The organism is Pseudoalteromonas maris, from assembly GCF_049257235.1.
Taxonomy (GTDB): Bacteria; Pseudomonadota; Gammaproteobacteria; order Enterobacterales; family Alteromonadaceae; genus Pseudoalteromonas.
Genome location: NZ_JBMMUF010000001.1, coordinates 75,468 through 92,741 on the forward strand (window position 1 = coordinate 75,468; position 17,274 = coordinate 92,741).

Annotated in this window: 15 protein-coding genes and 6 tRNA genes; 1 reads left to right on the top strand and 20 read right to left on the bottom strand. The window is 44.1% G+C overall.

Going from position 1 to position 17,274, the window contains the following annotated elements; translation table 11 throughout:
* Nucleotides 1-411 precede the first annotated feature (411 nt).
* From AAEU32_RS00370 to aspS, 20 genes are all read right to left on the bottom strand, one after another.
* Nucleotides 412-999, bottom strand: coding sequence for a hypothetical protein (locus AAEU32_RS00370; protein ID WP_421968568.1), 588 nt, complete (start codon nt 997-999; stop codon nt 412-414).
* Between the two features lie 550 nt (nt 1,000-1,549).
* Nucleotides 1,550-2,434 (bottom strand): hypothetical protein, encoded by an 885-nt coding sequence (locus tag AAEU32_RS00375; protein WP_421968569.1) that lies wholly within the window; start codon nt 2,432-2,434, stop codon nt 1,550-1,552.
* A gap of 22 nt (nt 2,435-2,456) precedes the next feature.
* On the bottom strand, nt 2,457-4,184 hold the full coding sequence (locus AAEU32_RS00380; RefSeq protein WP_421968570.1) for a DUF6538 domain-containing protein: 1,728 nt from the start codon (nt 4,182-4,184) through the stop codon (nt 2,457-2,459).
* A gap of 104 nt (nt 4,185-4,288) precedes the next feature.
* Nucleotides 4,289-4,379: transfer RNA gene (locus tag AAEU32_RS00385), tRNA-Ser, on the bottom strand.
* Between the two features lie 105 nt (nt 4,380-4,484).
* Nucleotides 4,485-5,528, bottom strand: a complete 1,044-nt coding sequence (gene nadA, locus AAEU32_RS00390) for a quinolinate synthase NadA (protein WP_421969038.1) — start codon at nt 5,526-5,528, stop codon at nt 4,485-4,487.
* Nucleotides 5,529-5,821: 293 nt separating this feature from the next.
* Nucleotides 5,822-5,897 (bottom strand) — tRNA-Lys (locus AAEU32_RS00395).
* Nucleotides 5,898-5,932: 35 nt separating this feature from the next.
* Nucleotides 5,933-6,008, bottom strand: a tRNA-Lys gene (locus tag AAEU32_RS00400).
* Nucleotides 6,009-6,032: 24 nt separating this feature from the next.
* Nucleotides 6,033-6,108, bottom strand: a tRNA-Lys gene (locus tag AAEU32_RS00405).
* 24 nt (nt 6,109-6,132) lie between these two features.
* A tRNA-Lys gene (locus AAEU32_RS00410) sits at nt 6,133-6,208 on the bottom strand.
* A gap of 28 nt (nt 6,209-6,236) precedes the next feature.
* Nucleotides 6,237-6,312 (bottom strand) — tRNA-Lys (locus AAEU32_RS00415).
* Between the two features lie 186 nt (nt 6,313-6,498).
* The gene (gene ybgF, locus AAEU32_RS00420) at nt 6,499-7,272 is read right to left on the bottom strand and encodes a tol-pal system protein YbgF (RefSeq protein WP_421968571.1); all 774 of its coding nucleotides are present in this window, start codon (nt 7,270-7,272) and stop codon (nt 6,499-6,501) included.
* An 18-nt stretch (nt 7,273-7,290) separates the two neighbouring features.
* Nucleotides 7,291-7,824 (bottom strand): peptidoglycan-associated lipoprotein Pal, encoded by a 534-nt coding sequence (pal, locus tag AAEU32_RS00425; protein ID WP_421968572.1) that lies wholly within the window; start codon nt 7,822-7,824, stop codon nt 7,291-7,293.
* A 122-nt stretch (nt 7,825-7,946) separates the two neighbouring features.
* The gene (tolB, locus tag AAEU32_RS00430; protein ID WP_421968573.1) at nt 7,947-9,302 is read right to left on the bottom strand and encodes a Tol-Pal system beta propeller repeat protein TolB; all 1,356 of its coding nucleotides are present in this window, start codon (nt 9,300-9,302) and stop codon (nt 7,947-7,949) included.
* Between the two features lie 9 nt (nt 9,303-9,311).
* Complete coding sequence (tolA, locus tag AAEU32_RS00435; RefSeq protein ID WP_421968574.1) at nt 9,312-10,244, bottom strand: cell envelope integrity protein TolA; 933 nt, start codon at nt 10,242-10,244, stop codon at nt 9,312-9,314.
* 1 nt (nt 10,245) lies between these two features.
* The gene (tolR, locus tag AAEU32_RS00440; protein ID WP_421968575.1) at nt 10,246-10,671 is read right to left on the bottom strand and encodes a protein TolR; all 426 of its coding nucleotides are present in this window, start codon (nt 10,669-10,671) and stop codon (nt 10,246-10,248) included.
* Nucleotides 10,658-11,359 (bottom strand): protein TolQ, encoded by a 702-nt coding sequence (gene tolQ / locus AAEU32_RS00445; protein WP_421969039.1) that lies wholly within the window; start codon nt 11,357-11,359, stop codon nt 10,658-10,660. Before tolQ ends, tolR begins: the two co-directional genes overlap by 14 nt.
* Before the next feature lie 785 nt (nt 11,360-12,144).
* Complete coding sequence (gene ruvB, locus AAEU32_RS00450; protein WP_421968576.1) at nt 12,145-13,149, bottom strand: Holliday junction branch migration DNA helicase RuvB; 1,005 nt, start codon at nt 13,147-13,149, stop codon at nt 12,145-12,147.
* 11 nt (nt 13,150-13,160) lie between these two features.
* Nucleotides 13,161-13,784 carry a Holliday junction branch migration protein RuvA gene (gene ruvA, locus AAEU32_RS00455; protein WP_421968577.1) on the bottom strand — a complete coding sequence of 208 codons (624 nt, stop codon included), beginning with the start codon at nt 13,782-13,784 and terminating at the stop codon, nt 13,161-13,163.
* Nucleotides 13,785-13,795: 11 nt separating this feature from the next.
* Entirely contained in the window at nt 13,796-14,317 is a 522-nt protein-coding gene (gene ruvC / locus AAEU32_RS00460) for a crossover junction endodeoxyribonuclease RuvC (protein WP_421968578.1), read from the bottom strand.
* A 126-nt stretch (nt 14,318-14,443) separates the two neighbouring features.
* Entirely contained in the window at nt 14,444-16,225 is a 1,782-nt protein-coding gene (gene aspS, locus AAEU32_RS00465; RefSeq protein ID WP_421968579.1) for an aspartate--tRNA ligase, read from the bottom strand.
* Between the two features lie 190 nt (nt 16,226-16,415).
* Here aspS and AAEU32_RS00470 point away from each other — a divergent pair, with 190 nt between their 5' ends.
* Entirely contained in the window at nt 16,416-17,273 is an 858-nt protein-coding gene (locus AAEU32_RS00470) for a DUF72 domain-containing protein (protein WP_421968580.1), read from the top strand.
* Nucleotide 17,274 lies beyond the last annotated feature (1 nt).

The following is a 17,274-nucleotide window of genomic DNA, read 5'->3' on the forward strand; positions in this document are numbered from 1 at the left end:
TGGCAGGCTTCATTAAGGCACACTGGGCTAGGAATCACCTAGCTCAAAATCGCCAGTGGCGGAAGTGAACCAAGCTGAAGAGACTTAGCGGGTTAGTGTCCAAAAACGGCATGATGCCAAAAATGGACACCCTAAAGGAGCTCTAGCATATATAAAAAACCAACAAACTGAAGAAGCTCATGAGTTTAACAATGAATCTGCTCATAAAACGCATGATGCGATAAGTAAGCGCCTTACTGTAGCCACTAAAGATCCTGTCCAAAAAACGCATGATGCGGAATATGGACAAACTAAAGAAAGACTTAACCAGTAGAAATCCATCAAGCCCAGTCACCGTTTGACTTGAGTGGCTGGGTGTAAACATGTATACGTTGTGACTTTCCTTGGTGTAGACAACAGGTTTATCTGTATTCAATTAATAGGCTGCTTGTCAAAGAGCCTCTGTACAATCTTTTGACCATTTTCTAGTGCCCATTGCCAGTCTTCATTAGTTGGCACATCACCATCCCACCATTCAGCGTAGAAAGTAATGTTGCGCAATTTCTCGAGCTTAAGACTTTCCTCTTCTAATATTTTACCCTCAGCTAAACACTGTGGAATAAGCTTACTGAGACTTGGTGAGAACCCAAACTCATGTTCTGGTACTAAAGCTGCGAGACCTTTTCTCATTAACATTCTGGTTAAAACTAGCTTCAACCAATCGTTGGCATCAACGGACTTGTATAAGTTGTCAAGAGACTTGTGGTCAATAACGTCACCATGAGCAACATGCTTGATAGTTTGATTGACATCACGTTTTAACTTTTCAAGCTCTAAGCCTTTTGAACCTAGTTTTATAACAGCGGCATCTTTCCAAACCATAATGATAAAAGGAATCAACAACAATAAAATAAAATTGAAATCTAAGGGAGATTTTTGCCCTTCTATGACTCTATCAACATGAAGATAAGCCACAGCAGCAATTGCTAAGATATAAAGAAAGCCCATAAATTTAATCATAATTTTTTAATCATCCCTTATCGAGATCCATCCCGTTTGAAAATCAGACTACACCTTAAAATTATAATTTCCAACTTATGGTATCTTGATTAGCTTGATACACCTTATTCATTTAAAAAAATCATACTTTTAAAAACACATTTTGTGCAAACGTAGTGACCCGATGCAATCGCTTAGGAAGCCTATTACCTCCACCCCTCCCCCCTTGGCCTAACCCCTAGGCAATTAGATTAATCAAGGAAAAGTGATTAGCTAGGGAGTTATCATTAGCTGGCTAGTTCGTAAGGAAACACACCAACGAAAGCTCCACTACGAGGTCATTAAGTGTAGCCACTTTAGTATTTATCCTTATTAACATTCTTCCCTACTGGACACTTATAAGTGACTTTGTGGACGCTCTCTGGACGATATAAGAACGCCCTAGAGTGTTCATTAGGTGACCATGTTGTTCATTTATGAGACTAAACACCCCTAAAAACGATCACTTTATGTTCTTTTTACGAGATTCAGAGAGAACAACAAGGAATAACTATAGTATAGGGCTGAGCCCTCAGAACTCCTCAACTTCCTCATTCTTTGAAGACGCTCTTCGTCGCTTTTGTGACTCCTTTATCCTCTCTAAAGGTGTCTGCATGTCATATGAAATTTCTCCACTAATAGCCTTCCTTGAATACTCTTGATATCCCTCAAGCTCTGCGACTGCGAGTGCTCCACCTACCTTAAAGAAAGTTTCAAAAACACTATCAACTAACTCAGGATACTCATCATCATCAATTATTAAGTCGGTCACGAAACCAAGACGATTTAACTCCATAGCTAGCAATTTAGATGGGGAAACCCCTATAGTCTCAAATGTTGACAACCCCTTTCCTTTCTTTGGAGGCTTGAGCATGAAGTCTCTCTTCAACCTCTGAAGATCATAACGCTCGCGACATACTTCCCTGAAGTTGTCATCATCTATAGGTTCTCCGCCTAATGCAGATAAACCACTCGTCGCAGGGTAAGGTAGATTGGATAGCTTCCTATTTATATGAGATGGAGCAATAACTAAGTTTCCTGCAAGAAGCAGCCCTACCTTCCCATCCAAGCCCTTAACTGGGTCTATATGGCATAACTCGTATTTATAGTTCTTACTAACTGTTTCTCCATCACTGTAAAAACCAGAAGCACTTCTACACGCACGCCATAGCATAAGTACACCCCCAAGCTCTTCTGTCGTCTTAGGTATAGACGCGGTACATTGCCTTTTAAACGCCCCTCTGAGCCACTGTCCAAAGGAACTGTTGAAAAACTGATAGTCTATGGTTTTAGAATGACACTCTTGGCATATTCTAGCGGGGGTTTTCCTTTCTTTACCTGTTTCTAGGTTTACTATTGTGGCTTTAACTCTACGTTTCCCGCATTCTTTGCAGGTAATCCGTTTAACTTGAGACATACTTCTTAATTGCCTAGCTTAACTAAAATATACGGTTCACTGATAATCGAGGAAGACGATCAACAGCATCTTTTTTGGTTTCTAGCGTAACGACTCCATAACGGTCTCCCTCTGATTTGCCTGCGTGACCTGTGATTGCATCACTTACAGTATCTGGAATCCCTAGAGTACGCATCTGGGTTTTAAATGAGTGCCTAAACGCATGAAATGGTTGAGTATTAGCGATTCCCACTTCTTCTAGAACACAACGCCACCACTTTGTAATTGCAGTAGATTTCTTTCCATACTTATCTTTTGGTAACTCAGAAAACAGCCACCCTTTGGTAGTCTTGACGTATTCCAAAAAGCCAAGCTCGATTAGGTGTTCACTCAATGGAATATGTCTTAAGGAAGCATCTGTCTTAACACTCTGCTGCTCACCTCTACGAATATTCAAGTAATGTACTCCAGACTCTGAGAGCATTACGTCTTCACTGCGCAGCTGAGCAATCTCATTAAGTCTTGCGCCAGTGTATCTACACAACAGAGGTATCCAGTAACAGGCCATCTCATACCTTTTGGAAGCACGAGGGTCGATGAATACCTCAGTAGCAAATAAACGCTCAACCTCTTTGTCTGTATAGCCTTTGCCTTCTTCTACTTCAGTTTTCCTCTGAGATGTACTCACCTTTACACCAAAGACAGGGTTTTTAGATATCAGCTCTAAGTCAGTGGCATAGGTAAAAACGGTCGATAACTGCCGTAGAGAGTTCTTAACCGTCGCAGCAGAAATAGTCTCCAGACCCTCAGATTCCACTAGCTTGATCTGCTCTTCAATAGGCTTACTTCGAATATTTTTCTGTTTAGATTTAGGTAGTTGCAATAACGTGTCACGATAAGTCATAACGTCACTACGAGAGACCTCTGTAATAGGCTTATCACCAATAATTTCAATGAATCGCTCTACCTTAAGGGACGTCTCATTGAGGGTCTTGAGGCGGCTTAGAGAGCCTTTATGTTTGACCTTCTCTGATTCGATAAACTTCTTCAATACAGATGAAAGACTGTCTTTAACCGCTTTACGCGCTCTAGACGAGGAAGTGGACATCGACTGCATATCAAACGAGAGTGAGTCTTTTGCGATTCTGATTTCAACGGGTTCATAGCCCCAGTTTCTCTCATACCTAGCCCTGCACAAGCGCTCAATATTAATCACGTAAGGATAGAATGCGACAGCTAAACGTCTATAGGCATCACTAGGATAAACAAGGACGATGGACTCACGATCTAACTGAGCATCTATTTCTTCTTTTAAGTCCTCAGCCAGTTCATCAAGCTGCTGCTCTGAAGCTGATTCTAACTCACGACCAGAGATAGAAAGAGTATCAGATAAACCAAAGTAAGCAGTGAACTTAGCTTTAAAGCCATCCTGACCGTACCCTTCATTATGAGTCTTCGATAGATGGTTACTAAACGCACCAGAACGCTCAACTTCATTCTTGGAGTGTTCATACCAGCGCTCAGCAATGATTGCACAGTCTTTATGATTTAAGTCAGTGTTAGCTTGCCCTGACACTTTAAGCTTCGCCAGTTCAAGTTGATGTAATGCTTGTTGGTAATGATCACTATATAAACGCTTTGCTTCAGACGGGTTAGTCGTACCTAAAGATGTTTTAAATTCACGTTTACCAATGATTGAACGGAGGTCTTTTGGAACACCCATTCTGAAGTAGTAAATACCCGATTTTGGGTGTCTTTGTGGAGAAGCCATAATACCCATTTGTACCAACCTTTTGTACCAGTTGGTAGATGTAGTCAATTCTCTGTAGCCCAGAAACGACAAAGCCTCGCACAATACGAGGCCTTGAGATAGGATGGCGGAGAGAGAGGGATTCGAACCCTCGATACGCTATTAACGTATACACGAGTTCCAGTCGTGCGCCTTCAGCCACTCAGCCATCTCTCCACACTTACACTGGGCTGCTATGCAGCGGTGCCTATACTAAGCAAACGCTACATGCCTTGCAAGGGCTTTTTATCAAAACCAAATCAATTGCTTAGTATACAGCCACTAGCGCGCCATGTTAGCGGTAAAATCAAGCATGCGGTTTAAAGAGCGCAGTGCTCCTTCACGTAATTCCATGTCTACAAACACTTCTTTGCCCGTTGGGTCTAGCAATGCCTCTTCGATAGCTTTAAGGCCATTCATAGCCATCCACGGGCAGTGTGCGCAACTTTTACATGTTGCCCCTTCACCTGCCGTAGGTGCTTCAAAAAATTCCTTCTCAGGGCATAACTGCTGCATCTTATAAAAGATGCCACGGTCTGTCGCAACGATGAACTTTTGATTTGGCATTTCCTGCGCTGCTTTAATAAGCTGACTGGTTGAGCCAACCGCATCGGCTAGCTCTACAATCTCCGCCGGAGATTCAGGGTGAACTAACACGGCAGCATCTGGGTGAAGTGCTTTCATGTCTTTAAGCGCTTTAGTCTTAAACTCATCGTGAACGATACAAGCACCGTTCCACATGATCATGTCTGCACCTGTTTTCTTTTGAATGTAGCTGCCAAGGTGTTTATCTGGACCCCAGATAATTTTTTCACCTTCGCTGTCTAAATGCTCGACGATTTCCAATGCACACGACGAGGTAACAATCCAATCAGCACGTGCTTTGACCGCTGTTGACGTATTCGCGTATACCACTACTTTGCGATCTGGATGTTGGTCGCAAAACTCGCTGAATTTATCAATTGGGCATCCTACGTCTAACGAACACGTGGCCTCCAGGGTTGGCATCACCACAGTTTTGTTTGGTGTCAGTATCTTTGCAGTCTCACCCATAAAGCGAACACCCGCAACAATGATCATGTCCGCATCTTCTTGGCGTGCGCCAAAGCGAGCCATCTCAAGTGAATCTGCCACACAGCCACCAGTCTGCTCAGCTAACGCTTGAATCTCTGGATCTGTGTAATAGTGTGCTACAAGTACCGCATTCTTGCTTACAAGAAGCTGCTTGATTCGCTCTTTATACGCTTGTTTCTCTGCATCTGAAAGAGGCGCTGGCTTAGGAGGAAAAATATAATCCTCAGGCATGATCTGTTCGCTAATACCCATACTGGTCAAACTAATTCTACATTGCACAATCGTGCCGCAATTATACGAAACTCTTATGATAAAAAGAAGCTAAGCACAGATGATAGCAGGGGTTGGCTTTAAATATTCCAATAACACATACACATAGAGACAATTGTTTATTCAAAATTGTACCCATGAGAAGCTCTGTGAGCAGGTTTGGCGCAGAATAAACGACGTGCGTACGATATTTAGCCCGCTAGAATGAACAGCAATTTTAATTGATTGGCGTTAGGAGTGTTGATGAATATGACTAACAGAAATAACTGAAAACATGGTGGGTCATGATGGACTCGAACCATCGACCAATGGATTAAAAGTCCACTGCTCTACCAACTGAGCTAATGACCCATGTTGCTATTTCATAGCGAGGGAGATGTTTTGAATGGTGGGTCATGATGGACTCGAACCATCGACCAATGGATTAAAAGTCCACTGCTCTACCAACTGAGCTAATGACCCAACATTATGGTGTTATCAATCTAGTGGTGGGTCATGATGGACTCGAACCATCGACCAATGGATTAAAAGTCCACTGCTCTACCAACTGAGCTAATGACCCAACATTATAGATTGAGTTTGCAAGTGGTGGGTCATGATGGACTCGAACCATCGACCAATGGATTAAAAGTCCACTGCTCTACCAACTGAGCTAATGACCCAACTCTGTGCAAATTGTTACATGAAACGTGGTGGGTCATGATGGACTCGAACCATCGACCAATGGATTAAAAGTCCACTGCTCTACCAACTGAGCTAATGACCCAAATCTCATGTAATCGCCGCAGTAAATTGCTGTGAAGTAATCCCCTGCTGCGGGCGCTTATAATACTTATTTAAAATCCAAGTGCAACACAAATACTCGGTTTTTTTTAGTTTTTCCTGTTAGTTGCTTAATTTTAGACCGCTTCTGCGATAAAGCAGTCTAAAACATAACAACTAGCAAAATTTGCTACATCTTACTAACACGATCTGCAGCGAGTTTTGCAGCTGTGCTATCAGGATATTGTGTAATTACTTCATTAAACAATTGCTTGGCGCGAGCAAGTTGACCTTGCTGTTGTTCAAGTGTTGCTAACTTAAGTAATGCATCAGGACGCTTAGTTGAATCTGCGTGCTGGTTAACCACAGTTTCAAAGTGGAATTTAGCGCCTGCCGTGTCCCCTTTAATCGTAAGTAATTGCCCTAACCAATAATGCGCGTTAGGCACATACACTGAATTTGGGTACGCTTTTACAAATGCTTGGAATTCAGGGATTGCAGCATCGTAGCGCTTATCTTGCATGATAAGCTTAACTGCCTTGTCGTAGGCATCGTTTTCTGACACATCGGAGCTTACAGGCGTTTGTGTAACCTCGTTATCAACCGTTGGTACAGCTGTTGTGGCTGATTGGCTGTCATAGCTTGGTTGCTGGCTGTATGCGGCACTAACACGCTCTTCAATCTCTTGATATAGTTCACGCTGGCGCTGTAATACTTTTTCAAGCTTGTAGCTGTGCTCTTCGGTGATACCGCGTAATTGACTCACTTCGTCTTGAAGTAAATCCAATTGCTGTTGCAAATTAGCCTGAAGCAAATTGCGCGTTTGCATCAGTTGCTCCAAGCGGCTTAGTCGCTGTTCTATGCTTGATTCGCTGGCAGTTGCCTCAGAAACAGGAGCGGGAGCAGCCCAAACATGGGTGCTCCCGCTCATGAGTAAGGCTGCCAAAATAAGTTTCGGCTTCATCATTACTCTTCAGTCAGATTAGTATACCAATACCGCACGGCGGTTCTTAGCAAACGCTTCTTCGTTGCGTGCTTTGATCATAGGCTTTTCTTCGCCATAGCTCACAACAGACATTTGGTTAGCGCTCACACCAAGGCTCATTAGGTATTTCTCAACCGCTTGGCCACGGCTCTCGCCTAGTGCGATGTTGTACTCAGGAGTACCACGCTCATCAGCGTGACCTTCGATAAGTACTTTCACTGATGGGTTTTGTACTAAGAACTGAGCGTGTGCTTGAAGCAGTTCTGCGTACTGGCTTTGAATTGTAGCGCGGTCGAAATCGAAGTATACGATTTGCTGTTGACGTAGCGCTTCAATTTGCTTGCGCATTTTTTCTTCTGGTGTTTCTACCGGTTGAATTGTTTCAACTTCAACAGTCTCAGTTGTTTGGGTTTCAACTTGATTTGTTTCGTTTGCTTGACCCTCATCAAGGTCTGATGAAGAGCTACACGCAGCTAGCGTCATTACTGGCACAGCGACAAGCAGGCTTTTTAATAGTTTATTAAGTTGCATTGAGTAGATTCCTATTATAATTAAGTGAAACCATCACCTGATTTTCAATTTTGCTTACTATAGTAAGCTATGTACATAAACTGCAAGTTTATGCGTTCAAAGCTGACTACACCCTGAGCGAATTATAAAAATGGTGACCAAGATGGCGATTTAACCTGTCCATTGAGTACAGGTAGGCGCGCTTTGAAGCGTCCATCCATCGAAACTAACGCCAATACATTTTTATTATTGTGCATTGTACTGTAAATGATCATAGAACCATTCGGTGCAATACTGGGTGACTCATCCAATCGAGTCCGAGTCAACACATGGAAATTGCCCGATTCAAGATCCATTTTCGCGATATGGTATCGACCTAACGTTCTGTTCACCACGACAAGGTGCTTGCCGTCGGGTGTCACTGAGCCATTTAGGTTCATATCGCCGTCGAACGTCATACGTTTTACTCGGCCCGAGTCTAAATTTAACTTATAAATCTGTGCATTACCACCTCTTTCAGAGGTAAAGAAAATGTCTTTGCCATTTGGGTGCCACGTCGGCTCTGTATCAATACTACGGTGGCGCGTCAAACGACGTTCTTGCTTAGTCATTAAGTCGTATAAATACAGTTCTGTCGCGCCCGTTCTATCTTTTGATAGTACGATGGCTAATTTAGTACCGTCTGGCGAAAACTTTGGTGCCCCATTAATACCTGGATGGCTAGTGATAATTTGACGTTGACCAGTGTAGATATCTTGTACAAAAATCTGGCTTTGGCGATTTTCAAACGTTACATAGGCTAATTTATTGCCATCTGGTGACCACGAAGGTGACATGAGAGGTTCTTTTGAGCGCAGGAGCACCTGCTCGTTGAAGCCATCATAGTCTGCAACTACCAACTGATAAGGCTTCGGCTCATCTTCACGAACGATGATATAGGCAATTTTTGTTAGGAATGCACCGCGCTCACCTGTCAGTGCCTCGTAAACCACATCACTGATACGATGACCATAACGACGGAAGCTACCCGCAGGGATAACAGTTTGGCGTGCATCTAACACATGATCTTCGCTTTGCACTAACTGACCGTTTTGCAACACTCGCGTTTGACCACCGGTGATTTGTCCACGCAACACGTCAATTAATTCAAAATTAACCAAGTAACGACCCGCTGACTGTTGTTCAACTGAACCAACAACAATCGCTTCAACGCCGCGCTCAACCCATGCACTGTGATCCACTTGCGCATCACTCGCAGGGCGCTGCGGCATATCTATTTCAGCAATGGGTTTAAACTTACCACTGCGGCGCAAATCAGCAGCAATGACTTCACTGATGCGCAACGGCATCTCCCCTGTACCTTTGTAGGTAAAAGGCACAACCGCGATTGGACGAGCGCTATCAACACCCTCGGTAATGACGATTTCTAACGCTGCATGTGTAAACATACTTATCGTCGCCAAAAAAGTTACCGCTATATTTCGGCATACCTTAAGCATAATTTTCCCCTAAAACTCTGGAATAACGGTTAAGTTAATATTTTTTAATTCTTCAAATACGTCGCGATCAGGTGATACTGGCAAAGTGTCAGCACGACGAACTGCGCGCACGGCAGCTTCACACACTTGTCTGTCACCACCGAGTGAACTCACGCTGGTGACCAAGCCGTTGAATGCGAGTTTAATGTTTAATCGGCATTCTTTGCCACGATAGCTCTCATCCAACAACAAGTTTTGCTGAATGCGACTAGCAATCAGGGCTCGGTATTTGTCTACCTCAGACATGACTTGTTGCTGACGCGCCTTTGCTCGCACAGCGGCTTCTGCTGCTAGCTGTTCTTGCAGTAATTGCTCTGCCAAAGCCTTTTGACGGGCTTCTTCAGCTTTGCGTTTAGCCTCGGCCTCTTTACGCTTGCGTTCTTCCTCAGCTTTTTGAGCAGCCTCTTCCTCTTTGCGACGCTTTTCAGCGGCCGCTTTCGCTGCCTTTTCCGCAGCTTCTTTTTCTTGCTGTGCTTTTTTCGCCTTGTCACGTTCTATGCGTTCACGCTCTTTGGCTTTTTTCGCCTCAGCTTCGGCTTTCTTGCGCTCTTGCTCCTTGGCTTTGCGTTGTTGCTCAAGCTTTTTGATACGCTCAGCTTCCGCTTGACGCTTTTTCTTTGCTTCAGCAGCACGACGCTCTAGCTCTGCAATTCGCTTTTGCTCAGCACGCTTTTTAGCTTCCTCTTGTTTGCGTAAATCTTCGATGCGTTTATTGACGTCTTCCTGATTCACGGCAACAGCACTAACAGCTTTAGGTGGGGTCTCTTCATTGCTTGGCGGATTGAGGCTCACCGTCAGCACTTTAGGGGCTGAGGGCTTTAAATAAGAAGCAATAACAATGGCTAATAACAAAGCCACGTGCAAAACCAGCGATATGATGAGCGGCTTTTTGAACTGCTGCATATTAATCCTCAAATGACTCCGTCATCAGACCGACCTCTGGCACCCCTGCTCGCTGCAAAAAGTCCATTAGGCGTAATACTTCCTGATAACTGACTTGGCCAGAACCTTTGATCATCACTGGTGTCTCTGGGTTTTGTTCAAGTTTTAACTTGATCACAGCAGCGACATCCACCGCTTCCATTGGCGCTTCAGGGTCAGCACCGACACTCACATAATATTTTCCGTCTGCATCAATGGATGCGATTATCGGCGGTGCATCCTTAGTCTCAATGAGCTCTGATGTCTCCATTTTTGGCAGTTGCACTTTCACACCGTGGGTGATCAGCGGTGCCGTTGCCATAAAGATGATCAGCAACACCAACATGACGTCAATGTAAGGAACTACGTTGATCTCAGCGACCGCACGGCGTTTCTTACGCTGATACATGGCTTCTTACCTCTTGGGTGATTGCTTGGCGGTGTAGAATATTGGCAAACTCTTCCATAAAGTTGGCGTAATACGACTCGATTTTTTCCAATTTAGTCGCAAAGCGGTTGTATGCGATTACCGCTGGAATCGCAGCGAACAAACCCATTGCTGTTGCAATCAATGCTTCGGCAATACCGGGAGCAACCATTTGCAATGTCGCTTGCTTTACTTCACCCAAAGCGATAAATGCGGTCATGATCCCCCACACCGTACCAAACAAGCCGATGTACGGGCTAATTGAACCTATCGTGGCCAGCAACGGCACGCCAGTTTCTAACTTTTCCACTTCGCGCGACAGCGCTACACGCATTGCGCGGTGTGGGCCGTCTATTGCGACTGCACCAACCGAGGATGAAGATTTTTTAGAGCGGGCAAATTCTTTAAAGCCTGAGCTAAAAATTGATTCCATGCCTTCAGTTTGCACAGTACGTGCACAAATTTCGTTGTAAAGTTTAGACAGGTCAACACCAGACCAAAAGCGCGCTTCGAATTTTTTTGCATTATTAAGCGCGTTACTCAATGTTTTTCGACGTTGGATAATAATGGCCCACGAAATAACTGACAACGCCACTAATGTGAGCATCACGAGCTGAACTAGCACACTCGCTTTTAAAATAAGATCAAAAAAGTTTAACCCTGAATCCACGTCTTTTCTCCCCGAGCGCAGTTTACTACTAATAACCATATCGATACTGATTACAGTACGCGACATAATGAGCTTTAGTGTACCCAGTCGTTATAGCGCTGACAATGGCCTTGCCATGAATTGACTATATGCGCAGGTGAATGACACACCCGCCCGCCTAGGTTACAACTTTATGTGTTTTTTTGGGCCTCTCAAACCCCAATTAAGTTCAAAAAATATCTGTTTTATGCAAATTTGCCGCATAAGCTTTCATTTCCCCTTGGCGGCAAAAGTTAAAAAATAGTAATTCTAATAGAACAAAAAAAGAACAAAACTTAAAAAATCTATATTTTTCATGTATTAGAAAGTTACGCCTAATACAAAGTGACTAAATTAGCATCATTAAAATTTTATTCGTTATTAGTTTTTTTTATCCGAAAAAAATAATTTTTCTAGTTTGAATAAAACCGCGTTGCGCTTTAATATTCTCCCCGTACTGAGCTAGCGCAACCAACTAAGGCTCTTATGCACAGTTCAAGAGGTGGTTTCTGATTCCCCACCTCGCACCATCAGCTAACAGCTTCAAACGTCTATTAGTTGATGTGTTTTGGATTTACTTCCTTCAACTTGTTGTTTAGCCCGCATCTTTGCGGGCTTTTTTTTGCCTGAAATTTGCTTATGTAAGTCGCTTTGATGCTAATAAGCTGAATCTTAATGCGCTGTGAATCACTAGCGAACATTTGGCTAGTTAAAGTAAAAGCCGAACAAACGTCCGGCTTTTACTAAATTATGTGTGGCAAGTGTAGCTATTGTGACTTCTGTAAGCCAAAGTGTGCATAAGCGTGATCAGAGACAATACGTCCTCTGGGGGTACGTTGAATAAATCCCTGTTGAATCAAATAAGGCTCAATCACATCTTCTATCGTTTCTTTTTCTTCGCCAATCGCCGCAGCAAGGTTTTCTAACCCAACTGGACCGCCCATAAACTTTTCAATAATGGCGAGTAGGTATTTACGGTCCATGTAATCAAACCCACTTTTATCAACATCGACCATATCTAGTGCTTGTGATGCAATATCGACGCACACTTTTCCGTCACCTTTGACTTCAGCGAAATCTCGTACACGACGAAGTAATCTATTGGCTATTCTTGGCGTGCCTCGAGAGCGTTTGGCCACCTCATAGGCACCTTGCTCATCTACCTCTAGGCCTAGATGCATCGCTGATCGTTTAACGATTGCGGCAAGGTCGTCAACATTATAAAACTCTAAACGTTGCACAATGCCAAACCGGTCGCGAAGTGGTGAGGTCAAAGAGCCGGCTCTGGTTGTGGCACCAATAAGAGTAAAAGGCGGTAAATCAAGTTTAATCGACCGCGCCGCAGGCCCTTCGCCAATCATGATATCAAGCTGATAATCTTCCATTGCTGGATATAAAATCTCTTCAACGTGTGGGCTCATACGATGTATTTCATCGATAAACAACACATCATGTGCCTCAAGATTTGTCAGTAATGCAGCTAAATCTCCCGCTTTCTCTAGCACCGGTCCTGAGGTCGTTTTAATACTGACATCAAGCTCGTTTGCAACAATATTTGCAAGCGTAGTCTTACCCAATCCAGGAGGTCCGAATATCAACAAATGATCCAAAGCCTCACTGCGCGAGCGCGCCGCTTCAATGAAGATCTCCATTTGCTGTTTCACATGCGGCTGACCGTGGTAATCATCAAGTAGCTTAGGACGAATAGCTCTATCCACTACATCTTCATTACCTTGCTGCTGAGGTTCTATCAGTCTATCTGCTTCTATCATGTATGTTCTCGTTAGAGCATTGCTTTGAGCGCAAGCTTGATCATATCTTCGGAGCTCATGTTCTGTTGAGCCACCGCTTTAACCGACTTAACGGCTTGAGTATTTTTATATCCTAACGCTTCAAGCGCAGCAATGGCATCATCTTGCGCACTGCCGCCATGAACCAGTGCATCACCATTAGCCAAGGATAATGCCGCCGCATCTGTGTACGGTGTGAATAAGTCTGGCCCCCAATCTTTGAGGCGGTCTTTCATCTCTAACACTAATCTTTCTGCAGTCTTTTTACCAACTCCAGGCAACTTAACTAGGGTACTGGCGTCGCCATTGTGCACGCAATGAATGAATTGCTCCGCTGACATCCCAGATAAAATACCTAGGCCGAGTTTAGGCCCCACACCATTGGCTTTAAGTAACTCGCGAAATAATGCCCTTTCGTTTTTAGTATTAAAACCAAACAACAATTGTGCGTCCTCTCGAACCACAAAATGCGTAAACAAGGTCACTTGCTCGCCGCACTCAGGCAGTGCATAAAAGCAACTCATCGGTAAGCTAATTTCATACCCTACCCCAGCAACATCTATCAGCACTTCTGGTGGTTGCTTTTCTACTAATTCACCGCGAATTCTTCCTATCATTGTGACCTCAGTTATCGTAACCGACCACGCACTGTTTTGCGTGCTTGACCGGCTAATTTGATTAAGTTTTGTTGTGAGTGGCCATGACACATGGCAATAGCGAGTGCATCGGCGGCATCTGCTTGCGGTGTCGCAGGTAGCTTCAATATATGCTTAACCATATGCTGTACTTGTGCTTTTTCAGCTGCCCCTTTACCAACAACCGCCTGCTTCACTTGACGCGCAGAATACTCATGCACTGATATCTCTGCCATAGTAGCAGCAACGATTGCCGCACCACGCGCCTGTCCTAACTTCAATGCTGAGTCTGGATTGTGCGCCATGAACACTTGTTCTATTGCAAATGAATCAGGGTTAAATTGGCTGATGAGCTGAGTCACTCCTTGAAAAATCATTTTCAATCGCTCAGGGAAAGGGTTATCGCCTAATTTGATACAGCCACTGCCCAAATAGGCAAATTTGTGTCCTTGCTGCTGGATGACACCGTAACCTGTGAATCGCGAGCCGGGATCTATCCCCAAAATGATACTCACTCACATACCTTATTATTGTTTTCGCTGAGGATAATGGTAACTGTATGGATGACCAGTGTAAAGGTGATGGGCATGAAAAAAGCGGCCAAGGCCGCTTCTTACGAGTAATGGGTGAACACTTAACTGTTATTCACCCTGCTCTTGTGTTGCTTTAGGTGCGATAGCAATCCCCAACTCTTTAAGTGCATCTGGGTTAGCATTGCTTGGCGCATCTGTCATCAAGCACGATGCTTGCGTCGTTTTCGGGAAAGCAATCACGTCACGGATGTTATCAGTACCACACAGTAACATCACTAAACGGTCCAAACCAAAAGCTAAACCTGCATGAGGTGGTGTGCCGTACTTGAGGGCATCAAGTAAGAATCCAAACTTATCTTGTTGCTCTTGTGCATCAATACCCAACACGCGGAACGCTGCTTCTTGCATTGCACTGTTGTGGATACGCACTGAACCGCCACCCACTTCATAACCATTTAGTACCATATCGTAAGCATCAGATAGTGTACCTGAAGGGTTTGCTTCTAACTCTTCAGGGCTTACACCTTTTGGTGCTGTAAATGGGTGGTGTACAGCATGTAAGTTACCTTCGTCATCTTCTTCAAACATTGGGAAGTCAACAACCCAAAGTGGTGCCCATTTTGTCAGGTCGGTTAGCTCAAGGTCTAAACCAATCTTCAAGCGCAATGCACCCATCGCTTCATTAACGACATTGCGGCTGTCTGCACCAAATAGAATGATATCTCCAGTTTGTGCATTGGTGCGCTCAAGTAGTGCGGTTATCACCTCTTCGTTTAAGAATTTAGCGATTGGTGATTGCACACCTTCAACGCCTGTTTCACGGTCATTCACTTTCATCCATGCAAGACCTTTAGCACCGTAGATGCCAATGAACTTAGTGTATTCATCTATTTGTTTACGTGACAACGCCGCACCGCCTGGCACAGTAAGTACTGCTACGCGACCTTTTTCGTCATTTGCCGGGCCAGAGAACACTTTGAACTCAACGTCTTTAACAAGATCAGCAACATCAATAAGTTCCATTGGGTTACGAAGATCTGGTTTGTCTGAGCCAAAACGACGCATCGCTTCTTCGTAAGCCATTACTGGGAATTGCCCTAAGTCTACGTTTAGTAGTTCAAGCCACATGTCACGGATAAGTTTTTCCGTCACTGCACGCACTTCATCAGAGCTCATGAATGACGTTTCGATATCGATTTGTGTGAATTCAGGCTGACGGTCAGCACGTAAATCTTCATCACGGAAACATTTAACGATTTGGTAGTAGCGATCAAAACCAGACATCATCAGCAGCTGCTTAAATAGCTGAGGTGATTGCGGTAGCGCATAAAAACTACCGTGGTGAACACGGCTCGGTACCAAATAGTCACGCGCACCTTCAGGCGTCGCTTTAGTAAGTACTGGCGTCTCAATATCTAAAAAGTCATTGCTATCAAGGAAACGACGCACAAAGCTTGACGCTTTTGCACGTAGTTTGATGCGATCGCTCATCTCTAAACGACGAAGGTCTAGGTATCGATATTTAAGACGACGCTCTTCTGAGTTTTGTTGATTAAAATCAAGCGGTAACGCCTCAGAGCGGTTGATAATTTCTAAACCAGTACCAAGAATTTCAACTTCACCCGTTGCCATATCTTTGTTGATTTGACTTTCAGGACGCGCACGTACCACACCTTTGATTTGCACACAGAACTCTTGGCGTAGTTTGTTCGCTACATCCATCAATCCTTCTACTTCTGGGTCAAATACAACCTGCACTAGGCCTTCGCGGTCACGCACGTCAACGAAGATCAAACCGCCTAAATCACGGCGTTTGTTGATCCAACCACAAAGAGTAACCTCTTGGTCGACATGGCTTTTATTCAAGTGTCCGCAATATATAGAGCGCATAATATTCCTGTTTTAATTGTAAAGGCGTGGGCTAATTGCACGCAGAGGCAAATAAATTGCCGCTAATTATATAAAAACGGTGGTCAATGTCACGAAGCAAACAACTTGTTGGCTATTTATTCACCATTGAGAGAGAAGATTGTGTGTTAGCATTGCCGTATATCGTTAAATAACTTGAACCAAACTGACAATGCTGTACTTAGGTTGCCCGCAATGGGCAAACAATGCGTGGAAAGGCTCCTTATTTGCACCGGGCACTCAACGTGCGCAGATGCTAAGTGAATACGCGCGTGTTTTTAATTCAGTAGAAGGCAACACCACCTTTTATGCCGACCCTAACGTGCAAACAGTGCAACGCTGGCATGACTCAACGCCGGAGTCATTCCGTTTTACCTTTAAATTCCCTAAACGTTTTAGCCATGACCTTGCGCTGAGTGTCGACCAACAAGCGATCAATACATGGTTGGACTTAATGTCGCCGTTGTTTGCTAAAACCGGTTCCCTGATGCTGCAACTTCCTGCAAGTTTTGCTCCTGAGCATCTGGGTCGGTTGCAGGCTTTTATGGCAAAATTACCCGCAGAGCTAAACTACAGTATTGAAGTACGCCATCCTCAGTTTTTTGACAAATCACTGAACGAGCAGACTTTCAATCGCTTCTGTCATGATAAAGGGATAGATAGAGTGTCAATGGATACGCGCGCCCTATTCGCTGTTACGCCTTATAATGATGCAATCATCGATGCGCAAAAGAAAAAGCCGCATTTACCTGTGCACGCAATCGCATTTGGGCAGCGTCCTATCGTGCGTTTTGTAACCGCAGGGCTTGAAGATGAATACCAGTCATTTTACCAACCATGGCTAAAGAAAATTGCCCAATGGCTAGAGCAAGGGAAAGAGCCTTATGTATTTTTACATACAGCAGATAATGACGGAGCGCCATTACTTGCACGCCAATTTATGCGCGATTTGCACACATTGAACGGCCTTGACCATAGTGTATTAGCTCCCTTCCCTGGCGAGACTAATCAGCAAACCAGCTTGTTGTAAG